Raw genomic sequence first — 21,673 nt, 5'->3', positions numbered from 1 at the left:
ATTTTACTGTTTGGCGACTTCCTTTACTTCTATTTTGGGGTTTTATTATTTGCACTCTGTTGAAGCATTAAAGTAATGGCTCCAGCAATAATGCCCCATAATGCAGAGCCTATATTAAATAATACTAAATCAGATGCTGTCACTAAAAATGTAATGATAGTCGCTTCTGATAAACTAGGTTGCGATAAAGCTTGCTTTAAACTGGCTGCAATCGTTGAAAATAAAGCAATGCCGGCTAAAGCTAAAATTAATGCCGAAGGCAAAGCATCAAATATATTTATTAAACTGGCTGCAAATAGTCCCATAATAATATAAAAAATACCGGCAAATACCGCAGACCAGTAACGTTTTTTTTTGTTCGGATCTACCTCTTCACTCATGCAAATTGCAGCCGTGATTGCCGCTAAATTAATTGCATAACCGCCAAAAGGGGCAATTAATATATTGGTAAAACCTGTAATGCTAATAATAGGTGAAATCTTAGGTTGATAACCATGGGCGTATAAAACGGCAATACCTGGCACATTTTGAGACGCCATAGTAACAATAAATAAAGGCAATGAAATACTGATAATAGCGGCTAGATTAAAATTAGGTGACGTATATTGAAATTGGCTCATTTGCCACTGAAAATCACTTAAGTTAACTAAATTCCCAAAATACGCAGCGCTTGCACCTATGATTAATACTATCAACATGGCGAATCTGGGCATAAAAGCTTTGGCTATTAGGTAACTCATTAACATAGATGCAATTATTAAAAGGTTTTGTTCAAACAAATTAAATACTTCTATACCGAAATTTACAAGAATGCCTGCCAGCATTGCATTGGCGATTGGTTGCGGAATTTTGTTTATTATTTTTTCAAATATGCCACTGAAACCTGAGATAAAAATAAGTACGGCACACACAATAAAAGCGCCGATAGCTTCACTGATATTAAAACCCTGTGTGCTTGTGATAAGTAAAGCGGCGCCGGGAGTGGACCAAGCAATTAGCAGAGGTATTTTATAATATAGAGATAGCCCTATAGAAGTAATGCCCATAGCTAAACCTAAAACTAAAAGCCAACTAGATACGATAGCGGAGTCGCCGCCTAAATTAATAACCATTTGATAAATAAAGGCAATAGAACTGGTCATGCCAATTAATACGGCAATAAATCCTGGGGTAGACCAGTTTAAAATGTTTTGAATTTTTAGCATGTTAGTCTCAATATTGTCAATAACCTCTCAGGTTGTGCGTTAAAACGCACAAGACTAAGCTAACATTGTATGTTATAACGCACAAGTGATTTCAATTTATAATTTGTAGATATGCCTGAGACTAAAATTATTACTGATGTAAATGTTCATTTAGCTAAAAACCTAAAATATGCCAGAGCTCAAAAAGGGTGGAGTTTAGATACCTGTGCTAAAAATACAGGCGTATCAAAAGCCATGTTAGGTCAAATTGAGAGAGGAGAGTCAAGTCCTACAATCTCTAAGTTATGGCAAATTGCCAGTGGATTTCAATTACCTTTATCTTATTTTTTGACTGAACAGGTTTTGTTTGATTCAATCTCTGAAGCCGTTGTTAATAAAACTGATAACCCTAAAAGCATTAGTATTAAAACAATTTTTGAGTTTGATGCAGTAATAAAAATGGAAACTTTTGAAATTACTTTAAATCCGCATCATGAGCATATGTCTGAGCCGCACAATAAAAATGTATTTGAACATATAATAGTGCTTCAAGGAGAAATGGCTTTTTATATTGATGATCACTGGAAAGCACTAAAAGCGGGAGATAGTACTAAGTTTAGTGGCAACCAAATACATGGCTATCGAAACTTACATAAAACACCTGCTATTTTTCATAATATTATTTGTTATTTATAAGGTATTTATTGGCACTCTTTTTCCCATTGTCTAGACCAGTCTCTCAGAGGATCTAACGTTTGCATAAGAGATACACCCAAAGTGGTTAGCTCATAACCTGATGGTTCTGAAGCAACCAACTTTGCTGTTGTAAGTTGCTTTATTCTCGTGTTTAGTACAGATGGGGACATTCCTCCACATTGCTCTTGTAGCGCTCTAAAACTTAATGATTTATTACGTAACTCCCACATAATTCTCATATTCCATTTTCTGCCTAGAAGATCAAAAAGAGCCATGATAGCAATTCCTGATGTTGAACCTTTAACTGAATTATTTGGTAATGGAGTTATCATAAGTATTGCGCTTCTAAAATAGTAGCGGTATGCTACGAAATAAGTAGCGATATTATATTAATTAGTTAAAAAAGCGAGGGAAATATGTTTTTAGTAGATATGATTTTTACGGATATGAATAAAATAACAGCTAACTTAACGAGTAAACATAAACATTATCTTGAACAAGAATATCAATCTAATAAATTAATGTTTGGTGGTCGTAAAGTGCCAAGAAATGGAGGAATTTTAATATCGCAGCACGAAAGTAGGGAGTTACTTGAGTCAATCCTAAAATCAGATCCTTTTATAATTAGCGGTGCTGCAACTTATACTATTACAGAATTTATTCCTGTAATGGCTTCAAAAGATTATGAAGATATAATAGCTTAATTTGAGTGAGGTAAAATCAGCCTATGGGCTGATTTGAACTAAACTAGCGTGTACTGACAATAATACTTCACAATGAAATAAATATTCCATTGCTTTTTAATCGTAATTGTAAAATTAATAGGATTCTAAACTCTCTTCCCAGTTTTCAAGTTCTTGCTTAAGTTGATTCGCTTTTTTGATCTGTTTATGAAAAATGTTTTGTTTTTCACTGATATCAGTCTCTAAGTTGAAAAGTAGTTGAGAGTATCCATCAACAATATATTTCCAGTTGTGTTTACGAACTGCTTTCATTTTTCGACCTTTGAAATATAAACTACGATCAACATAATTGTCTGGCTGTGCAATGATTTCGAGTAAACTGGTGCCATCTAAGGAAGTCGCAACATATTTACTCTGTGAAGCATCTAGCATAGTTGCAGTGAGATCCATGGCTATTGTAGGAGTTTGGAAAGTATTATTTACATTTAATTTATTTGGCCAGCGCATTATGAGCGGAACACGTATGCCACCCTCCCACAAAGTACCGAAGCCATGAAACAAAGGGCCCGAATCAACAAGGTGTCGGCCACCATGATCATAAGTAAATATGACTAGGGTATTGTCATCAAGATTTAATTTTTTTAACTTGTTTAACACCATACCAATGCCAAAATCCATGCTTTCAATCATTGAAACATAATCAGAACGAGTGGCTTTATTTGCATCCCACCCGGTGTCCCATTTAGACTTTTCCAGATCCGGCTTTTGATATGGCGGTAATCCAGCATTATATGAAAGATAAAGGAAAAATGGATTTTTGTTATTATTATCAATAAATTGCATCGCTTCATTCGTAAAAATATCAGTGAGATATCCAGATTCATTTACAAGTTCTTTATTTCGATATAAGCCAGGTTCACCGTCAGAAGTTAAATGATTATGGTAGCCTAATGTCCAAGCGTTAAACCCTAAAAAATAATCAAAACCATGATCATTAGGACTGAAATTTTCTTCTTGCCCAAGATGCCACTTGCCAATTAAAGCTGTTTTATAGCCATTAGATTTTAAACCTTTAAGTAAATTATTATTTTTTGAGTGTAAACCTCTGCCTTTTTTATGTTCAAACCCTTGTAATACTTTTGACGGATATTTTCCACTCATTAAAGAGGCACGAGAAGGTACGCAAGATGAAGCTGCGGCATAATGATTGGTAAATTTAATCCCCTGAGAAGCTAATGCATTGAGTGAGGGGGTTTTTATATCAGTTGCACCATAAGGCTCTGTATCGGCATATCCCATATAGTCAGCAACAATAAATATAATATTGGGCGATTTTTTATTATTACTTGCCAGAGATGTTGCAGGTAAGAAGCATAAAAATAAGGTTAAAGTGATGATCCAATGTTTAATCATTTTTGTGAGGCTAATATCCATAGTGAGGTGAGTTGTTTGATCTATATATAATTGTTTTTATTTGAAAAATATATAAAAATGTACAATAGCTACCTTATCATTCGATTATATGTTTAACAATTAAATAGTTAAATTAACATAATGAATCCCCAAGCCTTATTGTATATTGAATTTAATTTTTAAAATCATATCCTATATGACAATTTTGGTTGGCTGTGGATTGACTCATTATGAGTATCAACAGAAGCCAGAGAAAAGGGCTGTAAAAATGCGCATTTAACCAGCTTTACTCACCAAACTGTCGGCTTTTATACAAAAAAGGCTTGTAAATTAAAAAAGGGGTCGGAGTCAATTAATTTGATTTCCCCTTTCAGAACACCCCATCTGCACTATACTCATTTTATGAAGTGATGTTCAGGAATGAGCCATGCCAAGGAAAGTAAGATTCTACGCAGCAGGAGTACCAAGTCATATTGTACAGCGTGGCAATAATAAACAAGCCTGCTTTTTTTGTGATGACGATTATGGCTTTTACATAAAGGCGTTAAGCGAAGCTTTAATTGAATATAAGGTAAAACTTCATGCCTTTGTTTTAATGACCAATCACGTTCACCTATTAATGACACCAAGCGATCATGAAGGCATTTCAAAAGTAATGCAAAGTGTTGGACGTAAATATGTTAGATATATAAATGGTATTTATAATCGCACTGGTACTTTATGGGAGGGTAGACATAAAGCAAGCCTTATAGATAGTGAACGCTACCTTCTAATTTGCCAGCGATATATAGAACTTAACCCGGTCAGAGCTAAAATGGTAGATTCACCAGAGGAATATACTTGGTCAAGCTATCAGCATAATGGTATAGGAAAAACCATTCAATGCATCACACCTCACGACGAATACTTAAAATTAGGTCCATCAAAGCAAAGTCGGTTAAATAATTATCGTGAATTATTCACTCAGCAAATTCCTTCAGAACAACTTCATCATATAAGAGAGTGTTTAATACATAATTATCCATTTGGTGGTGAAGAATTTAAAACGAAAATAGAGCAAACATTAGACGTGAAAATTGGTCAATTTAAGCAAGGTCGACCAATTCATATTGATGATAAACAGGTTAATTGACTCCGACCCCTTTTTATAAGGAATGTTATGTTAGAACCAAGAATGGTAAAAACAGTTGCTGATGCAAAAAAGATTGTTGAACAACGTGGCTTGTCTTATATCAAGGTTGGGTTATTTGATATTGATGGTGTGATGCGCGGAAAGTACATGAGTAAAGAAAAGTTCTTTTCATCTTTAGAGTGTGGTTTTGCCTTTTGTGATGTCATTTTAGGATGGGATTCAAACGATCAGCTTTATGATAATACCGCTTATACGGGTTGGCACACTGGTTACCCTGATGCACAAGTTGAAATTATTCCGAGTTCTTGCCGTGAACTGCCTCTTGAAGATAATATGCTGTTATTTATTGCACAATTTAGTGATGCTGCAGCGAGTATTTGCCCTAAAAACGTTTTAAATCGTGTGATATCTCAAGCAAAAGAAATGGGTTTTGTTGCTAATGCTGCTTTTGAATATGAATTTTTCATGTTTGATGAAACACCTGAGTCAGTACGAGAAAAAAACTTCAAAAATTTAAAACCTTTAACACCAGGTAACTTTGGTTATTCCATTTTAAGAAATAGCACTCATGCAGATCTTTATCAGCAAATTTTGCAATTAGGTGAAGCGATGGATTTTCCAATTGAGGGATTACATGCTGAAACTGGGCCGGGAGTATTAGAGGCTGCTATTAATCATGATATTGCTGAAAATGCAGCAGATAAAGCGGCATTATTTAAAACTTTTATTAAAGTTTGGGCACAGCAAAACCACTTAATGGCGACCTTTATGGCCAAGTGGTCAAATAAATTACCAGGGCAAAGTGGTCATATTCATATCTCTTTAAAAAACTTAGCAGGCGATTCTGTTTTTTATGATGAATCTAAAGCATTTAATATGAGTGAGTTACAAAGTTATTTTTTAGCGGGCCAACAAAAGTATATGCCTGAATTTTTAGCCATGATTTCACCTACTGTTAATAGTTATAGCCGAATGGTACCTGGGCTTTGGGCACCTTTAGATGCCACTTGGGGTGTCGAAAACCGTACTACGGCACTGCGTTTAATACCGGGTACTGCAAAGTCTCAAAGAATTGAATATCGACTCGGAGCTGCAGATGCAAATCCTTATATTGCTCTGGCTGCGGCTTTAGGCTCTGGCTTATTAGGCATTAAAGAAAAGTTAGCGCCCAAAGCACAAGTTGAAGGCAACGCGTATGAGCAAAAACATCATGAGTCTTTAACATTACCACCGTCTTTAAGTGAGGCGGCAAAGAAACTCAAAAATTCACAAGCTGCAAATAAACTATTTGGTAAAGAATTTGTTGAGCACTTTGCTCAAACACGATTATGGGAAGAAAGAGAGTACCGTAAGCATGTTTCTGACTGGGAACTCGAGCGATATTTTGAAATTATCTGAGGTAGTATATGCTGTTAAATACAGATGAAGATCTTCAAGTTACACGCACACCAATTGATAACTCTATTTATGTAGAGCGCGTGTTAGCAAATTCACAAAATATTAGCCAAACACTTAAACTTGCCAAATCAGCGCAATTAAAGTGGAAAAAAACAACTTTAAACCAACGTAAAAAAATGTGCCTTGCTATGGTGAATGCTTTTATTGAAAATAGCGATGAAATTGCATTACAGCTAAGTTATATGATGGGTCGCCCAATCAAATATGCGTTAAGTGAAGTTTCAGGTATGGCCCAACGTGCTCGTCATATGATCAATATTGCAAAAGATAGTTTAAAAACAATTAAGATTTCATCCAATAAAAATATAACAAGCTATATAAAGCGAGAGCCATTAGGCATTGTATTTGTAATAGCGCCATGGAATTATCCTTATTTAACGGCTATTAATAGCATTATTCCTGCGATAATGGCGGGAAATACCGTAATATTAAAACACTCCTCACAAACACCTTTATGTGCTGAGCAATTTGAAAAAGCATTTGAACAAGCCAATTTCCCCAAAGGTGTATTTCAATATTTACACTTAAGCCATGGTAATACTGAAGTCATTATTAAACAAAACAAAGTCGATTATGTTTCTTTTACCGGTTCAGTGGCGGGTGGCAAGGCCATTGAAAATGCCTGTAATGGTCATTTTATGGGATTAGGGTTAGAGCTTGGCGGTAAAGATCCAGCTTATGTATGTGATGATGCTCATCTTAAACATGCGGTTGAGACTTGTATAGATGGTGCCTTTTTTAATTCAGGGCAATCATGTTGTGGCATTGAGCGAATATATGTTGCTGAGCAGATATTTGATGAATTTGTCGAACAGGCAACCGAGCTAGTTAAACAATATAAGCTAGGCTCACCGCTTGATGTAGATACAACACTTGGGCCTATGGTAAATTCAAAGCCTGCAGACTTTATTCGCGAGCAAATACATCATGCGGTTATAGCAGGGGCGAAAACCCATATTAACCCCGAAAACTTTCCTTTAGACAAAGAAGGCAGTGCCTACCTCGCGCCGCAAATATTAACGCATGTTGATCATACAATGGATATCATGACCAAAGAAAGTTTTGGTCCGGTAGTTGGCATAATGAAAGTCCGTAGTGACAAACAAGCCATTGAGTTAATGAATGATTCTGAATTTGGATTAACAGCATCTGTATTTACTAAAGATACTGATCGCGCTATCACCATAGGCGAACAGCTAGAAACTGGCACTTTTTTTATGAATCGCTGTGATTATCTTGACCCTTCACTTGCATGGACTGGCGTTAAAAACTCAGGCAGAGGCTGTACTTTATCTACTTTAGGTTATGGTGTATTAACCCGGCCAAAATCATTTTACTTAAAAACTAAAATTTAAATTAATACAGGCATAACTATGAAGCTTGATCATTTAAAGGCAGATTGGAATTACCCTACCAATATAAAGCAAGGAGTAGGGCGAATAGGTGAATTACCTAATCTATGTAAAGATTTAGGCATGAAAAAACCATTAGTTATTACAGATCCCTTTTTAGCACAGCAGCATATGGTAGCTAAGGTTTTGAGTAATTTTCATGATCACGATATGCATTGTGATATTTTTAGCAATATAGTTGGTAATCCAACTGAGCAAAATGTAAAAGATGGTGTAGCAGCATTTAATTATGGCAACCATGATGGTATTATTGCATTTGGAGGTGGTTCAGCCATTGATGCTGCAAAATCAGTTGCGTTAATGGTCGGACAAACATTACCGTTATGGCATTTTGAAGATAAAGATGACAATTGGACTCGCGTAAATACGAGTAATATGGCACAAGTAATTGCAGTGCCTACAACATCAGGCACAGGCTCTGAAGTAGGTCGCGCTTCTGTGATCACTGATGTTGAAGCAAAAGTAAAACGCCTAATTTTTCATCCAAATATGTTACCCAGTATTGTGATTTTAGATCCCGAGCTTACATTAGATTTACCTGCACATTTAACGGCGGCAACCGGAATGGATGCTTTTTCACATGCGTTGGAGGCATATTGTGCACAGAGCTATCACCCCATGGCGCAAGGCATTGCATTAGAAGCCATTAGGTTAATAAAAGATAATCTATTAAAAGCAACACTCGACGGACAAAACCTAGAAGCTAGAGCACATTGCATGGTGGCATCAACTATGGGAGCCACAGCATTTCAACGAGGTTTAGGCGCAATGCATGCATTAGCGCACTCTCTGGGTGCACTTTATAATTGCCATCATGGTTTATTAAACGCCATATTGATGCCATATGTATTAAAAGCCAATCGTTCTGAAATAGAGGGCCGAATAAGAAGATTAACCCGTTATATCGGATTAAAAGATGCGTGTTTTGATAGTTTTATTGCTTGGGTGATCACATTTCGCCAACAGCTTAGTATTCCACATACACTCAGTGATATCGACATCACAGCCAAAGACGCTTGTTTAATCGGCAAAATGGCATTTAATGACCCTTGTGCTGCTGGCAATCCAATTCCGTTTAGTGAAAAACAATATACTGACATATTTATCAATGCTTTAAATGGTGAAATATAAATATTTATGAAAATAGGTATTTTAATATGTGACCACGTGCAATCACAGTTACAACATGAGTTTGCTGATTACCAAGATATGTTTATTAATACTATCATTAAGGCAAACTCAGACCTTAAAAATCTAAAACTTTCGTTTTATGATGTTGAAAAAGGGCAATACCCAACGAATATAAATGAATGTGATGCTTATATGAGCACAGGTAGTAAATATAGTGTTTATGAAAATCATGAATGGATCACACAATTACTTGAATTCATAAATGCTTTGTATATCGCTAAAAAGCCCTTTGTTGGTATTTGTTTTGGCCATCAATTAATAGCACAGGCTTTAGGTGGATTAGTTGAAAAATCGGATAAAGGTTGGGGAATAGGTGTAACCACTTCAAAAGTAATAAAAAAACAACCTTGGATGAAACCTCATTTAAACTCAGTAAATTTAGTTGTAAGTCATCAAGACCAAGTCATCAAACTGCCAAAAGACACTGAGGTATTGATGGGTAATCAATTTTGCCCTTATTACATGATTCAAATTGATAAACATATTTTAGGTATACAAGGCCACCCAGAATTTAGCCGTAATTATTCAAAGGCTTTAATGCTTTCACGAAAAGATAGGATCCCAAAACAGGTTTTAGATAAAGGGGTTGAATCGTTAAATAATATTCCTGATGACTTAATAATAATGCAGTGGCTTTTGTGTTTTTTGAAAAGGACAGTCGTTGACCGATAAGTTCTTAAGATTGTAAATATAAAGTCGTATTCGATAATTTTAGTTATTTGTCGACCCACAATTTTAATTTTTCTACTAAATTGATGGGAATAATGGGTTTAGTTAAATAATCACTCATACCTGCATCTATACATTTTTGTTTATCGCCTAACATAGCATTGGCGGTCATTGCTATTATTGGTATTGTCGCATTTTCAACTCCGGCTTCACCCATTCTAATTCTTCTAGTCGTTTCATACCCGTCCATTTTAGGCATTTGACAATCCATTATTATAAGAGAATATAGGTTTTTGTTTTCTAATAATTGCATAGCTTCAATACCATTATTAGCTACATCAACTTTTATACTTAAATTATTGAGAATGCTCAAAGCAACCATTTGATTAACTTTATTATCTTCTACAAGCATGATATGAACTCCTGAAAAATTAGCATGGTAATGCTTCGCTTTTTCTGATTTATCGAGCTCTTTTTCCGAAATTAATTCATCAGTTGAAGTTAATTCTTTTTGTATTACATTACGTAAGCTTGTTGTTGTCACAGGCTTTGATAAATATAACTGCGTATTAAATTTAGAAAGTATGTGCTCATTAACTTGTTCATTTATTGTGGTCATGAGAATCACTTTCATATTGTTTTTATTAATAATATTTTTAATAACTTTTATTGATTCAGAATTATCAAGCAATTGAGAATCTATATTTATAAACACGATATTGAAATCAGCAATATCCAAATCATTTAGGCTGCTAGCATAGTTTTTTAATGATTGTGTATTATCAGAGACTTCATCAACCGTAGAACCCCATGATTCTAATTGTCGGCGCATTGTTTTTCGATTGGTGGTATTGTTATCAATAATCAAAATATGGTGTTTAGAATAATTTTCACACCTAGGTTTGATATCGATCTGAGTACTTTTTTGAACTAAGCACGTTATTTCAAAGCAACTGCCATTACCAACTTCACTCGAGACTGTTATATCACCATTAAGTAGTTTACATAATTCCTTTGTAATACTAAGACCTAACCCAGTACCACCATATTTTCGAGTAGTAGAAGCATCAACTTGATTAAAGGCACCAAATAACATGCTAATTTTGTTATTGGGTATACCAATACCAGTATCTTTAACTGAACATTTTAATAAGATGTTTTGAGAGTTTGAATCGGGTGTTAACTTTGCCGTAATGACTATTTCACCATGGTCAGTAAATTTAATTGCGTTACTTAAAATATTAGTCAGTATCTGTCTTATTCTATTGGGATCAGAGTTGATATATTGCTGATTAATATCTGCCACATCCAAAATCACTTCTACACCTTTATTTTGAGCGAGTAAGGCCATTGATTGAGCTAATTTTTCTAGTAAATTTATTAAATCGAAATTGATATACTCGAGCTCTAAACGTCCAGCTTCAATTTTTGAAAAGTCCAAAATGTCATTAATCAGTATTAAGAGTGAGTTAGCACTTGAAAAAGCAATATTGACTCGATTTTCTTGCTCTGTTGAAAGTTGGCTACTTTTCAGTAAGCCGAGCATGCCTATGACACCATTCATTGGGGTTCTTATTTCATGACTCATATTCGCCAAAAATTCAGATTTTAACTGCGTAGCTTCTTCCGCTTTTTTTAAAGCATTAGTCAGGTCTACTGCTTGTGTTTCAAGTGATGCTGTTTTTTCAGAAACCTGCTCTTCAAGTTGAGTAACAAATTGTTTTTGTCTTAAAATTTCATTTTTTTGTAATCGTGTTTTTAAGTAAATTGCTGTTGAGGCGATAAATATGATTATCGCTAGATATATACCGTAAGCCCACCATGTTTGCCATGGTGGTGGAGAGACTTTTAAATTGATAGATAATACTTTGGCTCCCCATTTTCCACTACTATTAGTTGCTTTAACTAAAAAGGTATAGCTACCTCCATCTAAGTTTGTGAAAGAGGCAATGTTACGATTTCCTATGTCAATCCAATTATCGTCATAACCTTGAAGCTTATAAGCATATTGGCTTTTGTTAGGTGAAATATAATCTAAAACAGAAAACTCAAATGAGAAAATATAATCAAGATGAGTTAATTGTATATCAGTAACATAGGAGTATGGTTTATCAAGTTTGACTAGCTGACCCATCTTATTAAACCCTGTTAAAATGAGATTAAAGTCATCTTTGTTTTCTTCAATTTTAGAGGGCGTAAAATATTCAATGCCTCTAGGACTACTTGTGAAAAGTACCTCACCATTACCTTTTACAAAACTATTAGCATAAAAATTAGAACCGGATAAACCATTTTGGCTATCAAAATTAACTACCATGTCTGAAGAGACATTGATTTGAGAAATGCCCTTATTTGTTGTAACCCATAAATTGCCGTGTTTATCATCTGCAATAGCGCGAATTAAAGATGTTGCTAGTCCATTATCTTTATTGAAATGCTTAAAAGTATGTGACTCTTTTTGATATAAATTAAGCCCTTTTTGAGTCGCAATCCAAATATCACCCGTTGTAGATTGATATATATCTTGCACTATATTCCCTAATAAACTCTTCGGATCTTTGTTGTTATCTTGATAAGATTTAAATTTTTGTTTTGATTCTTGCCAGATATTGACCCCATTACCAGTGCCAACCCACATATTTTGATCACTATCTTTAAAAATAGTTAAAACTTCGGGATGGGATAAACCTGAATCGTAGTTTAAATGTTTAAATTTATCAGCTTTAGGGTCATAAATGTATACTCCGTTCTTATATGTACCAATCCACAAATTGCCATGTTCATCAATATTCAATGCCCGTAATTCTCTAAATTCTTCATGGTTTTTTACTGATTTTGGATAAGTTATAAATTGAATATTATTTGTATCGATATTAAATTTCGCTAACCCTTCATCTTGTGCTATCCAAAAACTATGATCACCGTCAGGCAGTATGATTGGTCTTTCTAGCAGTTGGTTACCACCAAAACCATTTTTTTCACTAAAAATAGAATCACTAATTAATGTTAAGCTTTGCTCTGATGTGCGCCATTTATATATCTGAGATGCAGAATTAACAATTAAAACATCTCCATTTTTGTCTGCGATGATCCCATTGGGTGCAGTTAATTCTGGATTGTTAATTGATTTAAATTTACGGTGAGGGACTAATTTATAAATACCTTGAATTTCACTGGTGATCCAAATGGTTTTAGAGCTATCTTCAAAAATGACTCTAAGACCATTATTATCATCAAGCTCTAGCTTTTCGAGTGAATTGCTAAGTTGTGATTGTCTAAAAACGCCATTGCTTGTTACAAACCAAATATAGCCTTGGTGATCTTCTATCATTGAGTTTACTTGGCCTAGGTTTTCATTTTTATCTAAGGTCAAAGCAATAAATTTCTGGGTTTTCTCATTAAAAATAAAAGGGCCTTGCTGTGTCCCTATATAAATTTTATTTTTTGAGGTTTTTAAAATATTTCTTATTTCATTTTTACCAGTAGGTGTTTTATTGTCTGGGTCGGGGAGAAAGTGAGAAAATGTATTATCAGATTTATTAAATAAATTTAATCCAAAACTAGTGGCTATCCAAAGCGTATTTTTATCTTTTTCTTCAATATCCCATATTCTATTGTGAGATAAACTAGAGCGTTCATTTTTATCTGCCTTAAACTTTTTAAAGCGATTATTCCCTAAATATAGATTTAAGCCCTGATTGTATGATCCTAACCAGATTTTGTTTTCTTTATCATGAAATAATGATTGAATTCGATTTGATGAAATTGATGATTTATTGTCCTTTCTGTGCAGAAAACTTTCAAATTTTCCTGTTTTAGGGTTATAAATATTTGCGCCACCCCCCCAAGTTCCCACCCACATATTGCCATTGCGATCTAACATTAAGTTGCCAGCATCATTATGCGAAAGTCCATTTGAATTCATGCTGTCAAATTCAAATAGGGTGACTTTACGACCATCGTATCTCATTACACCATTTTCAGCGGTTCCAAACCAGAGTAACCCTTGCTGATCTTGAATAATTGAGTAAATTTCAGAGGATATAAAACCATCTTCTTCAGTTAACTTTTTGACTGAATATTCATTGATAAGATTAGAAGTTTTAGCAAAACAAACGTTTGACGTGATTGCCAAAAAAATTAAAAGAAAATAAATTAATAAATTATTTTTTATAAAATTCAATATTTTCAGCGCTAAAAGTCTATGGTAACTCTTACTTTAGTTTATTAAATGAACTATATCTACGATGAGAGTGATTAAAAATCTCTAGTTATTTGTTGAACTATTAAATGACACAAAGTGGCTAGTTGCTTACACCTGATAGAATTTGGATTATTTGCAGTATTAGATTTTGGTATATCTGTAATCGCCCAACCAATATTAATACGTAAACAATCTTTATATAAATCTAAAGTACTAAATTCATTGCCTACTCTGAAATATACTTTATGTTTTGCTGCTTCTATTAATAATGCTTGTGCGTTTAAATTAGTTATTTGTATCCATAGCACTAGTCCACCTTGAGGCGTACTTATTCGTGCATTTTTAGGTAAGTTTTGACTAAGGAATTTATGATAATCTCGTACATTTTGATTTAGCTTTATTTTTAATTTTTTTAAGTGTTTTGCATATTGCCCTGAGTAAATAAATTCATATAACATGTTTTGTACAACTAAGTTAACACCGTAATTTCGTATACTTCTATTTAATAAGTATTGTTCGAAAAATCTACCTGGTTCACACCAACCTAAACGATAGCTAGGTGAGAGGGTTTTAGAGATTGAACCACACCATAAAACCCAACCAGAGTTATCCCAATGTTTAATGGGAAGTGGATTATGAGCACTATGGCTGAGCTCTAGATAAATATCATCTTCTATGATTGGTGTTTGATATTGTTCTGCTAGTTTTGCAAGTTTTTGTTTTTGTTGTGCGCTAAAACTAATACCTTGCGGGTTGATATGGTTGCTATTAAATAAACATGCTTTAACAGATTTACCTTTTAGATGTTGTTCTAATTGAATTAAGTCTAACTGAGCATCAAAACAGGGGATCTCTATCACTTTTCTATCTAAACTCGCTAGTAACTCAATTAAACCATTAAAACAGGGAGATGAAATTGCAATGGCATCACCAGGTTTCGTTGTCACTTCAATTGCGGTTTTAACTGCATCGATACAGCCATTGGTAATAGTTAATTTATTCGCATTTAAGGAAAAGTAATTGTCAGAAAAATGTTTACTCAAAACATGTCGTAAATTAGGCTGCCCTTGATAGTCAGGGTATAAATGAGATAAATGCTGACTTCTAGTATTTCCTTGTTTAGTGCATCTATTAAGCACATCAAATGGTATCAATTCAGGTGATATCAAAGAAATATAAAAAGGACTGTTCATCGCCTCTATCAAAGGTGTTATGCGTTTTGGTAGGCTAACTTTACTTTCAAACAGGGGAAATTCTGGGATTTTATTTTTACCAAAAGGTTGTGTCACAAAATAACCTGATTGTGGTTTTACTTGAAGCCAACCAAGCTCTTGCAAATTTTGATAACAGTTAATTGCTGTTGTATTGCTTATATTTCGTATTTTTGAAAACTTACGAATTGCAGGCATACGTTGACCTAAGGATAATTTACCTAGCTCAATGTCAGAAATGATCTCTTTTGAAAGTAGAAGGTATTTAGCAGGCAAATTGTACTCTAAAAATATCTAAAAATTGCATCTGTTTATTATTTGTGAATTTCGCATACTAATCAAATATATTTTTAGAGATAAGGGAGTAGGGTATGTCACGAGTTCATATATTAATTGCCATCGTTGTGGCATGGATGTGGGGGTTTAATTTTTCAGTAATTAAGCTCGGGGTAGAAGGTATGGACCCGCTAGTTTTAGCCGGGTTAAGGTTCACCTTTGCAGCGATTCCTGCGATATTTTTTATTAAAAAACCACGGGTATCATGGTCAGTATTAGCACTTTATGGACTGACGTTTGGTGTCGGGGTATGGGGCATGTTGACCTTATCAATATATTTGGGGGTATCTGCTGGTATGTCGAGTTTAATTTTACAATCAAGTGCATTTATATCTGTCTTATTAGGCGTCATAATTTTAAAAGAAAAGTTATCTATATTTCGTAAAGTAGGCCTGTTTATTTCTATATTTGGCTTATCATTGATTTTTACATTACAAGATGGGTCTGTCACTTTAATAGGGATATTGTTTGCTTGTTTTGCATCAGTGAGCTTTAGTTTAGTTGGATTAATCATTAAAAAAGTAACAATTAACGATATGTTTGCGTTTGTTGTATGGTCTTGTGTTTTTGCTCCAGTGCCATTATTTACATTATCTCTTATGCTAAATGGCACTTCGGTTTTTGTATCTTTGATAAATAATATGAATTACTTGAGTGTTTTTTCTGTTCTATTTCAAGCATATCCAGTTACTTTATTAGGCTATTGGTTATGGAATAAGCTTGTAGCACACTATCCTATGAGCACTATGGCACCACTGACATTATTAGTGCCACTATTTGCGCTATTAGGGTCAGCCATTTTTTATAATGAACAAATAGGCATGACTAAGCTGTTGGCTTGTGTATGTATTTTATCAGGTATCGCCTTTGGGTTTATTGAAGGGGTAGCTGAACCAATAATTAAAAAGTTAAAACTTAAAATGCGTGTATATCGCGTTAATTAGCTTATAAACTGAAAAACCGCTATTTGAATAAAAAGCGGTTTTTATATTAGCTTAATCCTTTTAATAAATTATGAGTAATTTACCGCAACAGGTATGGTTAAAATTTTTGAACCATAAGATTTTAGCCAAAAGTAAACAAAAAATAGCACACTCAAAACCACCAGAATTGTTGTCAGTGCATATACTGGGTGATTGATAAAGTTACCTATTTGATAACAAAGGGTTGCAGCACAATAGGCTAATACAAAGCTCCAAGTAGCAGCAAATCCAGCCCACCGACTACCTACTTCATTTTTTATAGCGCCCATAGCTGCTACGCAAGGCGTATAGAGCAAAATGAACAGTAAATAGCTAAATGCACCAAGCTTCCCAACAAAAGCAGATTGCATTATGCTGTAAGTTGTTAAGTCAACTTCTTGCTCTTGGGCCACAACATCTAGGTTTGATAAGTCACCAACATGCATACCCAGAGGGTCTTCAACTTCTATGCCTAATAAGTTTGCTTTAATTGAAGCTATTGCTTCAAACCAACTGTCACTTATTGATGGCTCTGCTGGAACTTCTGGTGAACTTGGAGAATATAGACTATTAAATGTTGCTACTAACACTTCTTTTGCAAAAATACCTGTAATTATACCTACTCCTGCTTGCCAATTCTCTTCTTTAACTCCCATAGGAGCCAGTATCGGCATAACAATTTTTGCGCCTGCACTTAAAATTGATTGTTCGCTGTCTTGATTACCAAATTTGCCATCTGTACTGATTGAATTAAAGAAATTTAATAAACAAACAACAATAACAATTGTTTTTCCTGCGCCAGTTACAAAGCCTTTAGTGCGAGAAAATACGCGCGCACTAATTTGAGTAAGTTTAGGCATCTCATACAAAGGCAGTTCTAATATATTGATTGAGCTGTCGCCTGATAAGGCGGTTTTCTTTAATAAAAAGCCGGTAAATATCGCGGCGGCTATGCCTATAAGATATAAAAGGAAAACCAAGTTTTGCCCGTTGTCTGGAAAAAATGCAGCTGCAAACAAAGCATAAACAGGCAGCCTTGCACCGCATGACATAAAAGGGGCCATCATAATGGTAGAAATACGTTCTCTTTCACTATCAAGTACTCTTGCAGACATTACAGCTGGCACAGTACAGCCAAAACCAACAATTAAAGGAACAAACGCTTTACCTGGTAATCCTATTTTTTGCATCAAGCTATCAACAACAAAAGCCGCCCTTGCAAGATAACCGCTGCTTTCTAGTAGTGATAAGCCAATAAATAAACACATAATAACTGGAATAAAAGTAGCGACGGTTTGAATACCACTTCCGACACCTTCCACTATGGTCATCAGCCATTGTGGTAATTCAAATGGCGATAAAAGATGAAGCGGGTAGTCAACAAATAGTGTAGCGCTTAGGATATCGAAAAAATCGATAAATGCGCTGCCTACATTTATTGCAAACATAAACAATAAATACATCATTGCTAAAAATATTGGAATGCCCGCAATAGGATGCAATACAAAATTATCAATACGGTCGGTAAAACTTAATTGTGTAGATTGCACTGATGTTGTATTGGCTAATGTATCTTTAATAAATTGGTGACGCTGATGGATAACAGCTAAAGGTTCGTCTTCAAAATGACAGGCACAATCATCCTTAAGGGAGCATTCTACGTCACTGTTTTCTTTATTTTCATGAGATATCATTTTATGATTTTTTTGTGTTGAAGCTTTCCCTAAAGCAGCATGAATATTATCTAATGATGTATTATTTTGGGCGCTAATTTCAAAAACAGGGCAACCCAATTCTTTTGATAAACATTGAAGATTAACTGGGGTAGCTTCTTTACGATCGGTTTTATTTAATAACACGATCATAGGAATACCTAACTCAAGTAATTGTGTTGTTAAATACAATTGGCGTTGTAACTGAGTGGCATCTACAACATTAACAATACAGTCGATGTTTTGCTTTGCTAAAAAGCCATGTGAAATGCTTAAGTCTTTCCCTTGAGAGTCTCTTTTTGTTAAAGAACTTAAACCTGGTAAATCAGAAAGTTTTGCTGTATTGCTAGGTAAAGTTATGTTACTTGTTTTAACCGAAACTGTTACGCCTGACCAGTTACCTATTTTTTGGTTACCATCAGATAATAAATTAAAAAGGGTGCTTTTTCCCGAGTTGGCAAAACCAACTAATGCATAATGATCATAATAAGACATTAAATAACATCCACAATGATTTGTTTCGCTAAATGCTGTTGCACTATCATTTTTGTATTATTTAATCTAAAAGCGAGAGGGCCATTTAATGGTGCCTTATGTGCCAGTGAAATTTCACAATTTGGTACGAATCCTTGTTCCAATAGTTGGGTAGCAAGCACTTTATCTTGAGGAAGTGCGATGATTTTTGCTTTTTGATTTTTAGTCAAATCAACTAATGTCATATATTAAATACCTTTAAAAATGATAATTACTTACATTATTATTTTATAAGAGTAGATATTATAAGTACAAAGCAAATTGTAATAAGAGATTAATTAATTGATTAAAATCAATGTTTTTAGAAGATTTTAAATCTATTTTAATTTTTTGAGAAAATATTACATTTATAAAGTAACTATAAAAAAATATCTACTTTACCTTAGATAAGCAGTATCATTTTGGCTGCTGATAACTCACGGTTTTATAAAAGAAATGGATCGCATGCAACGCTGGTTAAAATTAAGTTTTATTTGTGTAATTATGAGTATTGTTATATTCACTGCAGTGTTTAGCAATAGGCAGGCATTAATGCTTCATTTTGTTAAACCTTATCTTGCGCCATACAATATTGCTGTCTCTTGCTTTGAGGTGAAACTAGCGTCTAATTTAGATGTCATGATTGATAAATTATGTTTAAACCATGCGCTTTTTGATGTCAATTTAAGTCATGGAAAAATTGATTGGTCATATCAAGAGGGGATTAAATTTAAGGGTATTAATTTAAACTCAGTTGATGTTCAAAGCTTAAAGCCGATTGAGTTTAAAAAATCTGAGGCAGCATCGAATCCGCTTGTTGAACTTCATTCATTCTTTAAAAAATTGAGTGACTTTAACTTACCTTTTACCATTAATATTAATGAATTCACCTATAAAACCTTTAATTCAAAATTAGTTTATACAGGCAGTTTTGTCGCTGCTGATAATGATTATAAAATCCACCTATTAACACCATCAAAAACTAAAGCTTTACATGGTTCGCTTAACATCATTAATAATGAAATTGATGGCAAAATCACTTTAAATGTGCAGCCATCAATTGAATTTTTATCTGCTCACGGTTTTACTTTGCCAGCAGAAATACAAAAGTACTTAAATGTAAAAGGTACAGTCAGCTCTCATTTTAATTGGAAAAAAAACCTACTGACTATAAAGCAACAGACAGAAAGTATCGTTGTAGACAGTGAAGTGGGCATATTAAATAGCGGACCTTTTAGGCTAAAACACGATACAGTTTGGCAAGGTGTAATAGGTGAAAATGACATTGATTTAGTATTTGCTCCACAAAGTACTGCAAGCCTAAGCTTTGAGCATAATGTTGTAATTGCATTGCTAAAGGGAGCGCAAGTACCGGAATATTTAACCGATTTACTCAGTAATAATAAAAAAGAGTTAATTGCTATTAATCCTCAGGGGAGTTTTAAGGTTGATTTTGAACAACAAATTATTGACTTAGATACAATTAAATTGAAAATCTCCAATAACGAACAATCAAGTTTAATAAAGCTGGAAGGACTTTCTACCAGCTTAAATTTTGACAGGCTTAATACAAAGTTTGATGTTAACGCTGAACTCAATATATCTAATGAGATAGCGAAAGATGCAGCTAATATCGAAATGTTGGGTCAATTAAATAAAAGTGAAGGTGGTTTTTTTATAGATTTTTATCCTGCCTCTAATATCATTTTAAAGAATTTAAGAGCTGAGTCTGTTTATATTCCTCAAATTAAAACTGAGCTTAAAGGTAAGATAGAATATGCCTTTACAACAGGTTTGAGTTTAGCGTTAAATTTAGAAACTATGGTGCTAAACGGAGCTTTAAAAAATATTATTAAAACAGAACAGCTAGTCATCAGATCACAGCTTGATGGTACTTTAGAAAATATGAAAGTAGCGGGAACGCTTGTACTAGATGATATTAATTTGGCAAATTATGCGATACAAGGTGATATTAACAAGCCGTATATTAATATATCTATGGAACAATTGAGTATTCCTAGTCTACTAGAATTAAATATTGCACATAAACCAGATTTAGCGCTTATTAATGGAACAATAGATTACCAACTTAAAGGCCAGCTAACAGATATAAAAGATGTATTTAAAAATGAGCTGAATTTGCAGTTTAATGTTAAGGATGTGATTGGCGAAGTAAATGGCTTTTGGCTTGAGGGTTTATATTGGCAACAAAATTTTGAATTAAAAAATCAAAAAATTACAACTTATGATATCGCTAATAATATAAGCTTAGGAAGTCTTGACTCTGGTACACCCATTTCTGAATTACTTGCTACTTCATCGATTAATTTTGAATCAAATAAACTCAATATAAACTTATTGGATGTTAAAGCTGATGCTTTTGGTGGTAGTTTCAAGATACCAGAGTTAAAGTGGCCACTAGATGCAAACAATCCTGTGACTTTAAAGTTAGAACAAATAGATTTAAATAAAATAATTGAACTTGAAAAGCAACAAGGGATCATAGTAACAGGTAGAGTGTCTGGTAATTTACCGCTATTTATTGATGAATACATTAGAATTGAAAATGGCAAGCTGTTCAATGTCGGTGAAGGTGTGATTCAAATTAAAGATAACCCAGGTGTAGAGTCTTTAAAGCAAACAAGTACAGAGCTTGCTTTAGCATTTGATGCTTTAGAAAACGTACATTATCATCAATTAAATGCTGATGTATTTATGTATGATGATGGCAGAATGTTACTTGATACAGTAATAAAAGGGCGAAACCCAGATTTAGATAATGAAGTGAATTTAAACTTAAATATCAATTATGATTTACTCGGTTTAATTAAGTCATTAAGGATCGCTGATAATATGGAAAGTGAAATTATCCAAAAATTACAACAAAAGGACTAATA

General features: G+C 34.0%; 16 protein-coding genes. 9 read left to right on the top strand and 7 right to left on the bottom strand.

All coding sequences use genetic code 11. The features are described 5' to 3' along the window. Window positions 1–29: 29 nt before the first annotated feature. A complete protein-coding gene (locus KO527_RS23775; RefSeq protein ID WP_216042724.1) occupies window positions 30–1,205 on the bottom strand; it encodes a benzoate/H(+) symporter BenE family transporter in 1,176 nt (391 codons plus the stop codon). 111 nt (window positions 1,206–1,316) lie between these two features. On the opposite strand from KO527_RS23775, the gene KO527_RS23770 reads away from it, so the two are divergent. Next, window positions 1,317–1,880: an XRE family transcriptional regulator gene (locus tag KO527_RS23770; protein ID WP_252734065.1), complete on the top strand. Its 564-nt coding sequence runs from the start codon at window positions 1,317–1,319 to the stop codon at window positions 1,878–1,880. Window positions 1,881–1,885: 5 nt separating this feature from the next. Here KO527_RS23770 and KO527_RS23765 read toward each other — a convergent pair whose 3' ends face one another. Continuing rightward, window positions 1,886–2,212, bottom strand: coding sequence for a helix-turn-helix domain-containing protein (locus KO527_RS23765; RefSeq protein WP_216042723.1), 327 nt, complete (start codon window positions 2,210–2,212; stop codon window positions 1,886–1,888). A gap of 84 nt (window positions 2,213–2,296) precedes the next feature. Here KO527_RS23765 and KO527_RS23760 point away from each other — a divergent pair, with 84 nt between their 5' ends. Further along, on the top strand, window positions 2,297–2,584 hold the full coding sequence (locus tag KO527_RS23760; protein WP_216042722.1) for a YciI family protein: 288 nt from the start codon (window positions 2,297–2,299) through the stop codon (window positions 2,582–2,584). Between the two features lie 114 nt (window positions 2,585–2,698). On the opposite strand, the gene KO527_RS23755 is transcribed toward KO527_RS23760, so the two are convergent. Beyond that, on the bottom strand, window positions 2,699–3,976 hold the full coding sequence (locus tag KO527_RS23755) for a sulfatase-like hydrolase/transferase (protein WP_216042721.1): 1,278 nt from the start codon (window positions 3,974–3,976) through the stop codon (window positions 2,699–2,701). Window positions 3,977–4,403: 427 nt separating this feature from the next. Here KO527_RS23755 and KO527_RS23750 point away from each other — a divergent pair, with 427 nt between their 5' ends. From KO527_RS23750 to KO527_RS23730, 5 genes are read left to right on the top strand one after another with little or no spacing between them, the layout of a single operon-like run. Next, window positions 4,404–5,108 carry a transposase gene (locus KO527_RS23750; RefSeq protein WP_216042720.1) on the top strand — a complete coding sequence of 235 codons (705 nt, stop codon included), beginning with the start codon at window positions 4,404–4,406 and terminating at the stop codon, window positions 5,106–5,108. Between the two features lie 27 nt (window positions 5,109–5,135). After that, window positions 5,136–6,506, top strand: coding sequence for a glutamine synthetase family protein (locus KO527_RS23745; RefSeq protein ID WP_216042719.1), 1,371 nt, complete (start codon window positions 5,136–5,138; stop codon window positions 6,504–6,506). Between the two features lie 8 nt (window positions 6,507–6,514). Next, a complete protein-coding gene (locus KO527_RS23740) occupies window positions 6,515–7,921 on the top strand; it encodes an aldehyde dehydrogenase family protein (RefSeq protein WP_216042718.1) in 1,407 nt (468 codons plus the stop codon). Between the two features lie 18 nt (window positions 7,922–7,939). Further along, entirely contained in the window at window positions 7,940–9,109 is a 1,170-nt protein-coding gene (locus tag KO527_RS23735; RefSeq protein ID WP_216042717.1) for an iron-containing alcohol dehydrogenase, read from the top strand. A 6-nt stretch (window positions 9,110–9,115) separates the two neighbouring features. Next, window positions 9,116–9,841, top strand: coding sequence for a GMP synthase (locus KO527_RS23730; protein WP_216042716.1), 726 nt, complete (start codon window positions 9,116–9,118; stop codon window positions 9,839–9,841). Window positions 9,842–9,884: 43 nt separating this feature from the next. Here KO527_RS23730 and KO527_RS23725 read toward each other — a convergent pair whose 3' ends face one another. Together KO527_RS23725 and KO527_RS23720 are read right to left on the bottom strand one after the other, a co-directional pair. Then, a complete protein-coding gene (locus KO527_RS23725) occupies window positions 9,885–13,973 on the bottom strand; it encodes a hybrid sensor histidine kinase/response regulator (protein WP_252734063.1) in 4,089 nt (1,362 codons plus the stop codon). Between the two features lie 122 nt (window positions 13,974–14,095). After that, window positions 14,096–15,529, bottom strand: a complete 1,434-nt coding sequence (locus KO527_RS23720; protein WP_216042715.1) for a PLP-dependent aminotransferase family protein — start codon at window positions 15,527–15,529, stop codon at window positions 14,096–14,098. A 95-nt stretch (window positions 15,530–15,624) separates the two neighbouring features. On the opposite strand from KO527_RS23720, the gene KO527_RS23715 reads away from it, so the two are divergent. After that, window positions 15,625–16,533: an EamA family transporter gene (locus KO527_RS23715; RefSeq protein ID WP_216042714.1), complete on the top strand. Its 909-nt coding sequence runs from the start codon at window positions 15,625–15,627 to the stop codon at window positions 16,531–16,533. Window positions 16,534–16,601: 68 nt separating this feature from the next. Here the strand turns inward: KO527_RS23715 and feoB are convergent, their stop codons facing one another. Both feoB and KO527_RS23705 read right to left on the bottom strand, forming a co-directional pair. Next, complete coding sequence (feoB, locus tag KO527_RS23710; protein ID WP_216042713.1) at window positions 16,602–18,758, bottom strand: ferrous iron transport protein B; 2,157 nt, start codon at window positions 18,756–18,758, stop codon at window positions 16,602–16,604. Then, entirely contained in the window at window positions 18,758–18,982 is a 225-nt protein-coding gene (locus KO527_RS23705; RefSeq protein WP_216042712.1) for a FeoA family protein, read from the bottom strand. The genes feoB and KO527_RS23705 overlap by 1 nt, the downstream gene beginning before the upstream one ends. Before the next feature lie 346 nt (window positions 18,983–19,328). Between KO527_RS23705 and KO527_RS23700 the strand changes: the two genes are divergently transcribed. Beyond that, entirely contained in the window at window positions 19,329–21,671 is a 2,343-nt protein-coding gene (locus KO527_RS23700) for a YdbH domain-containing protein (protein WP_216042711.1), read from the top strand. The last annotated feature ends 2 nt before the right edge of the window (window positions 21,672–21,673 follow it).

The organism is Pseudoalteromonas sp. C2R02 (assembly GCF_018860845.1).
Taxonomy (GTDB): Bacteria; Pseudomonadota; Gammaproteobacteria; order Enterobacterales; family Alteromonadaceae; genus Pseudoalteromonas.
This window is presented reverse-complemented; position numbering and strand designations above follow the sequence as displayed.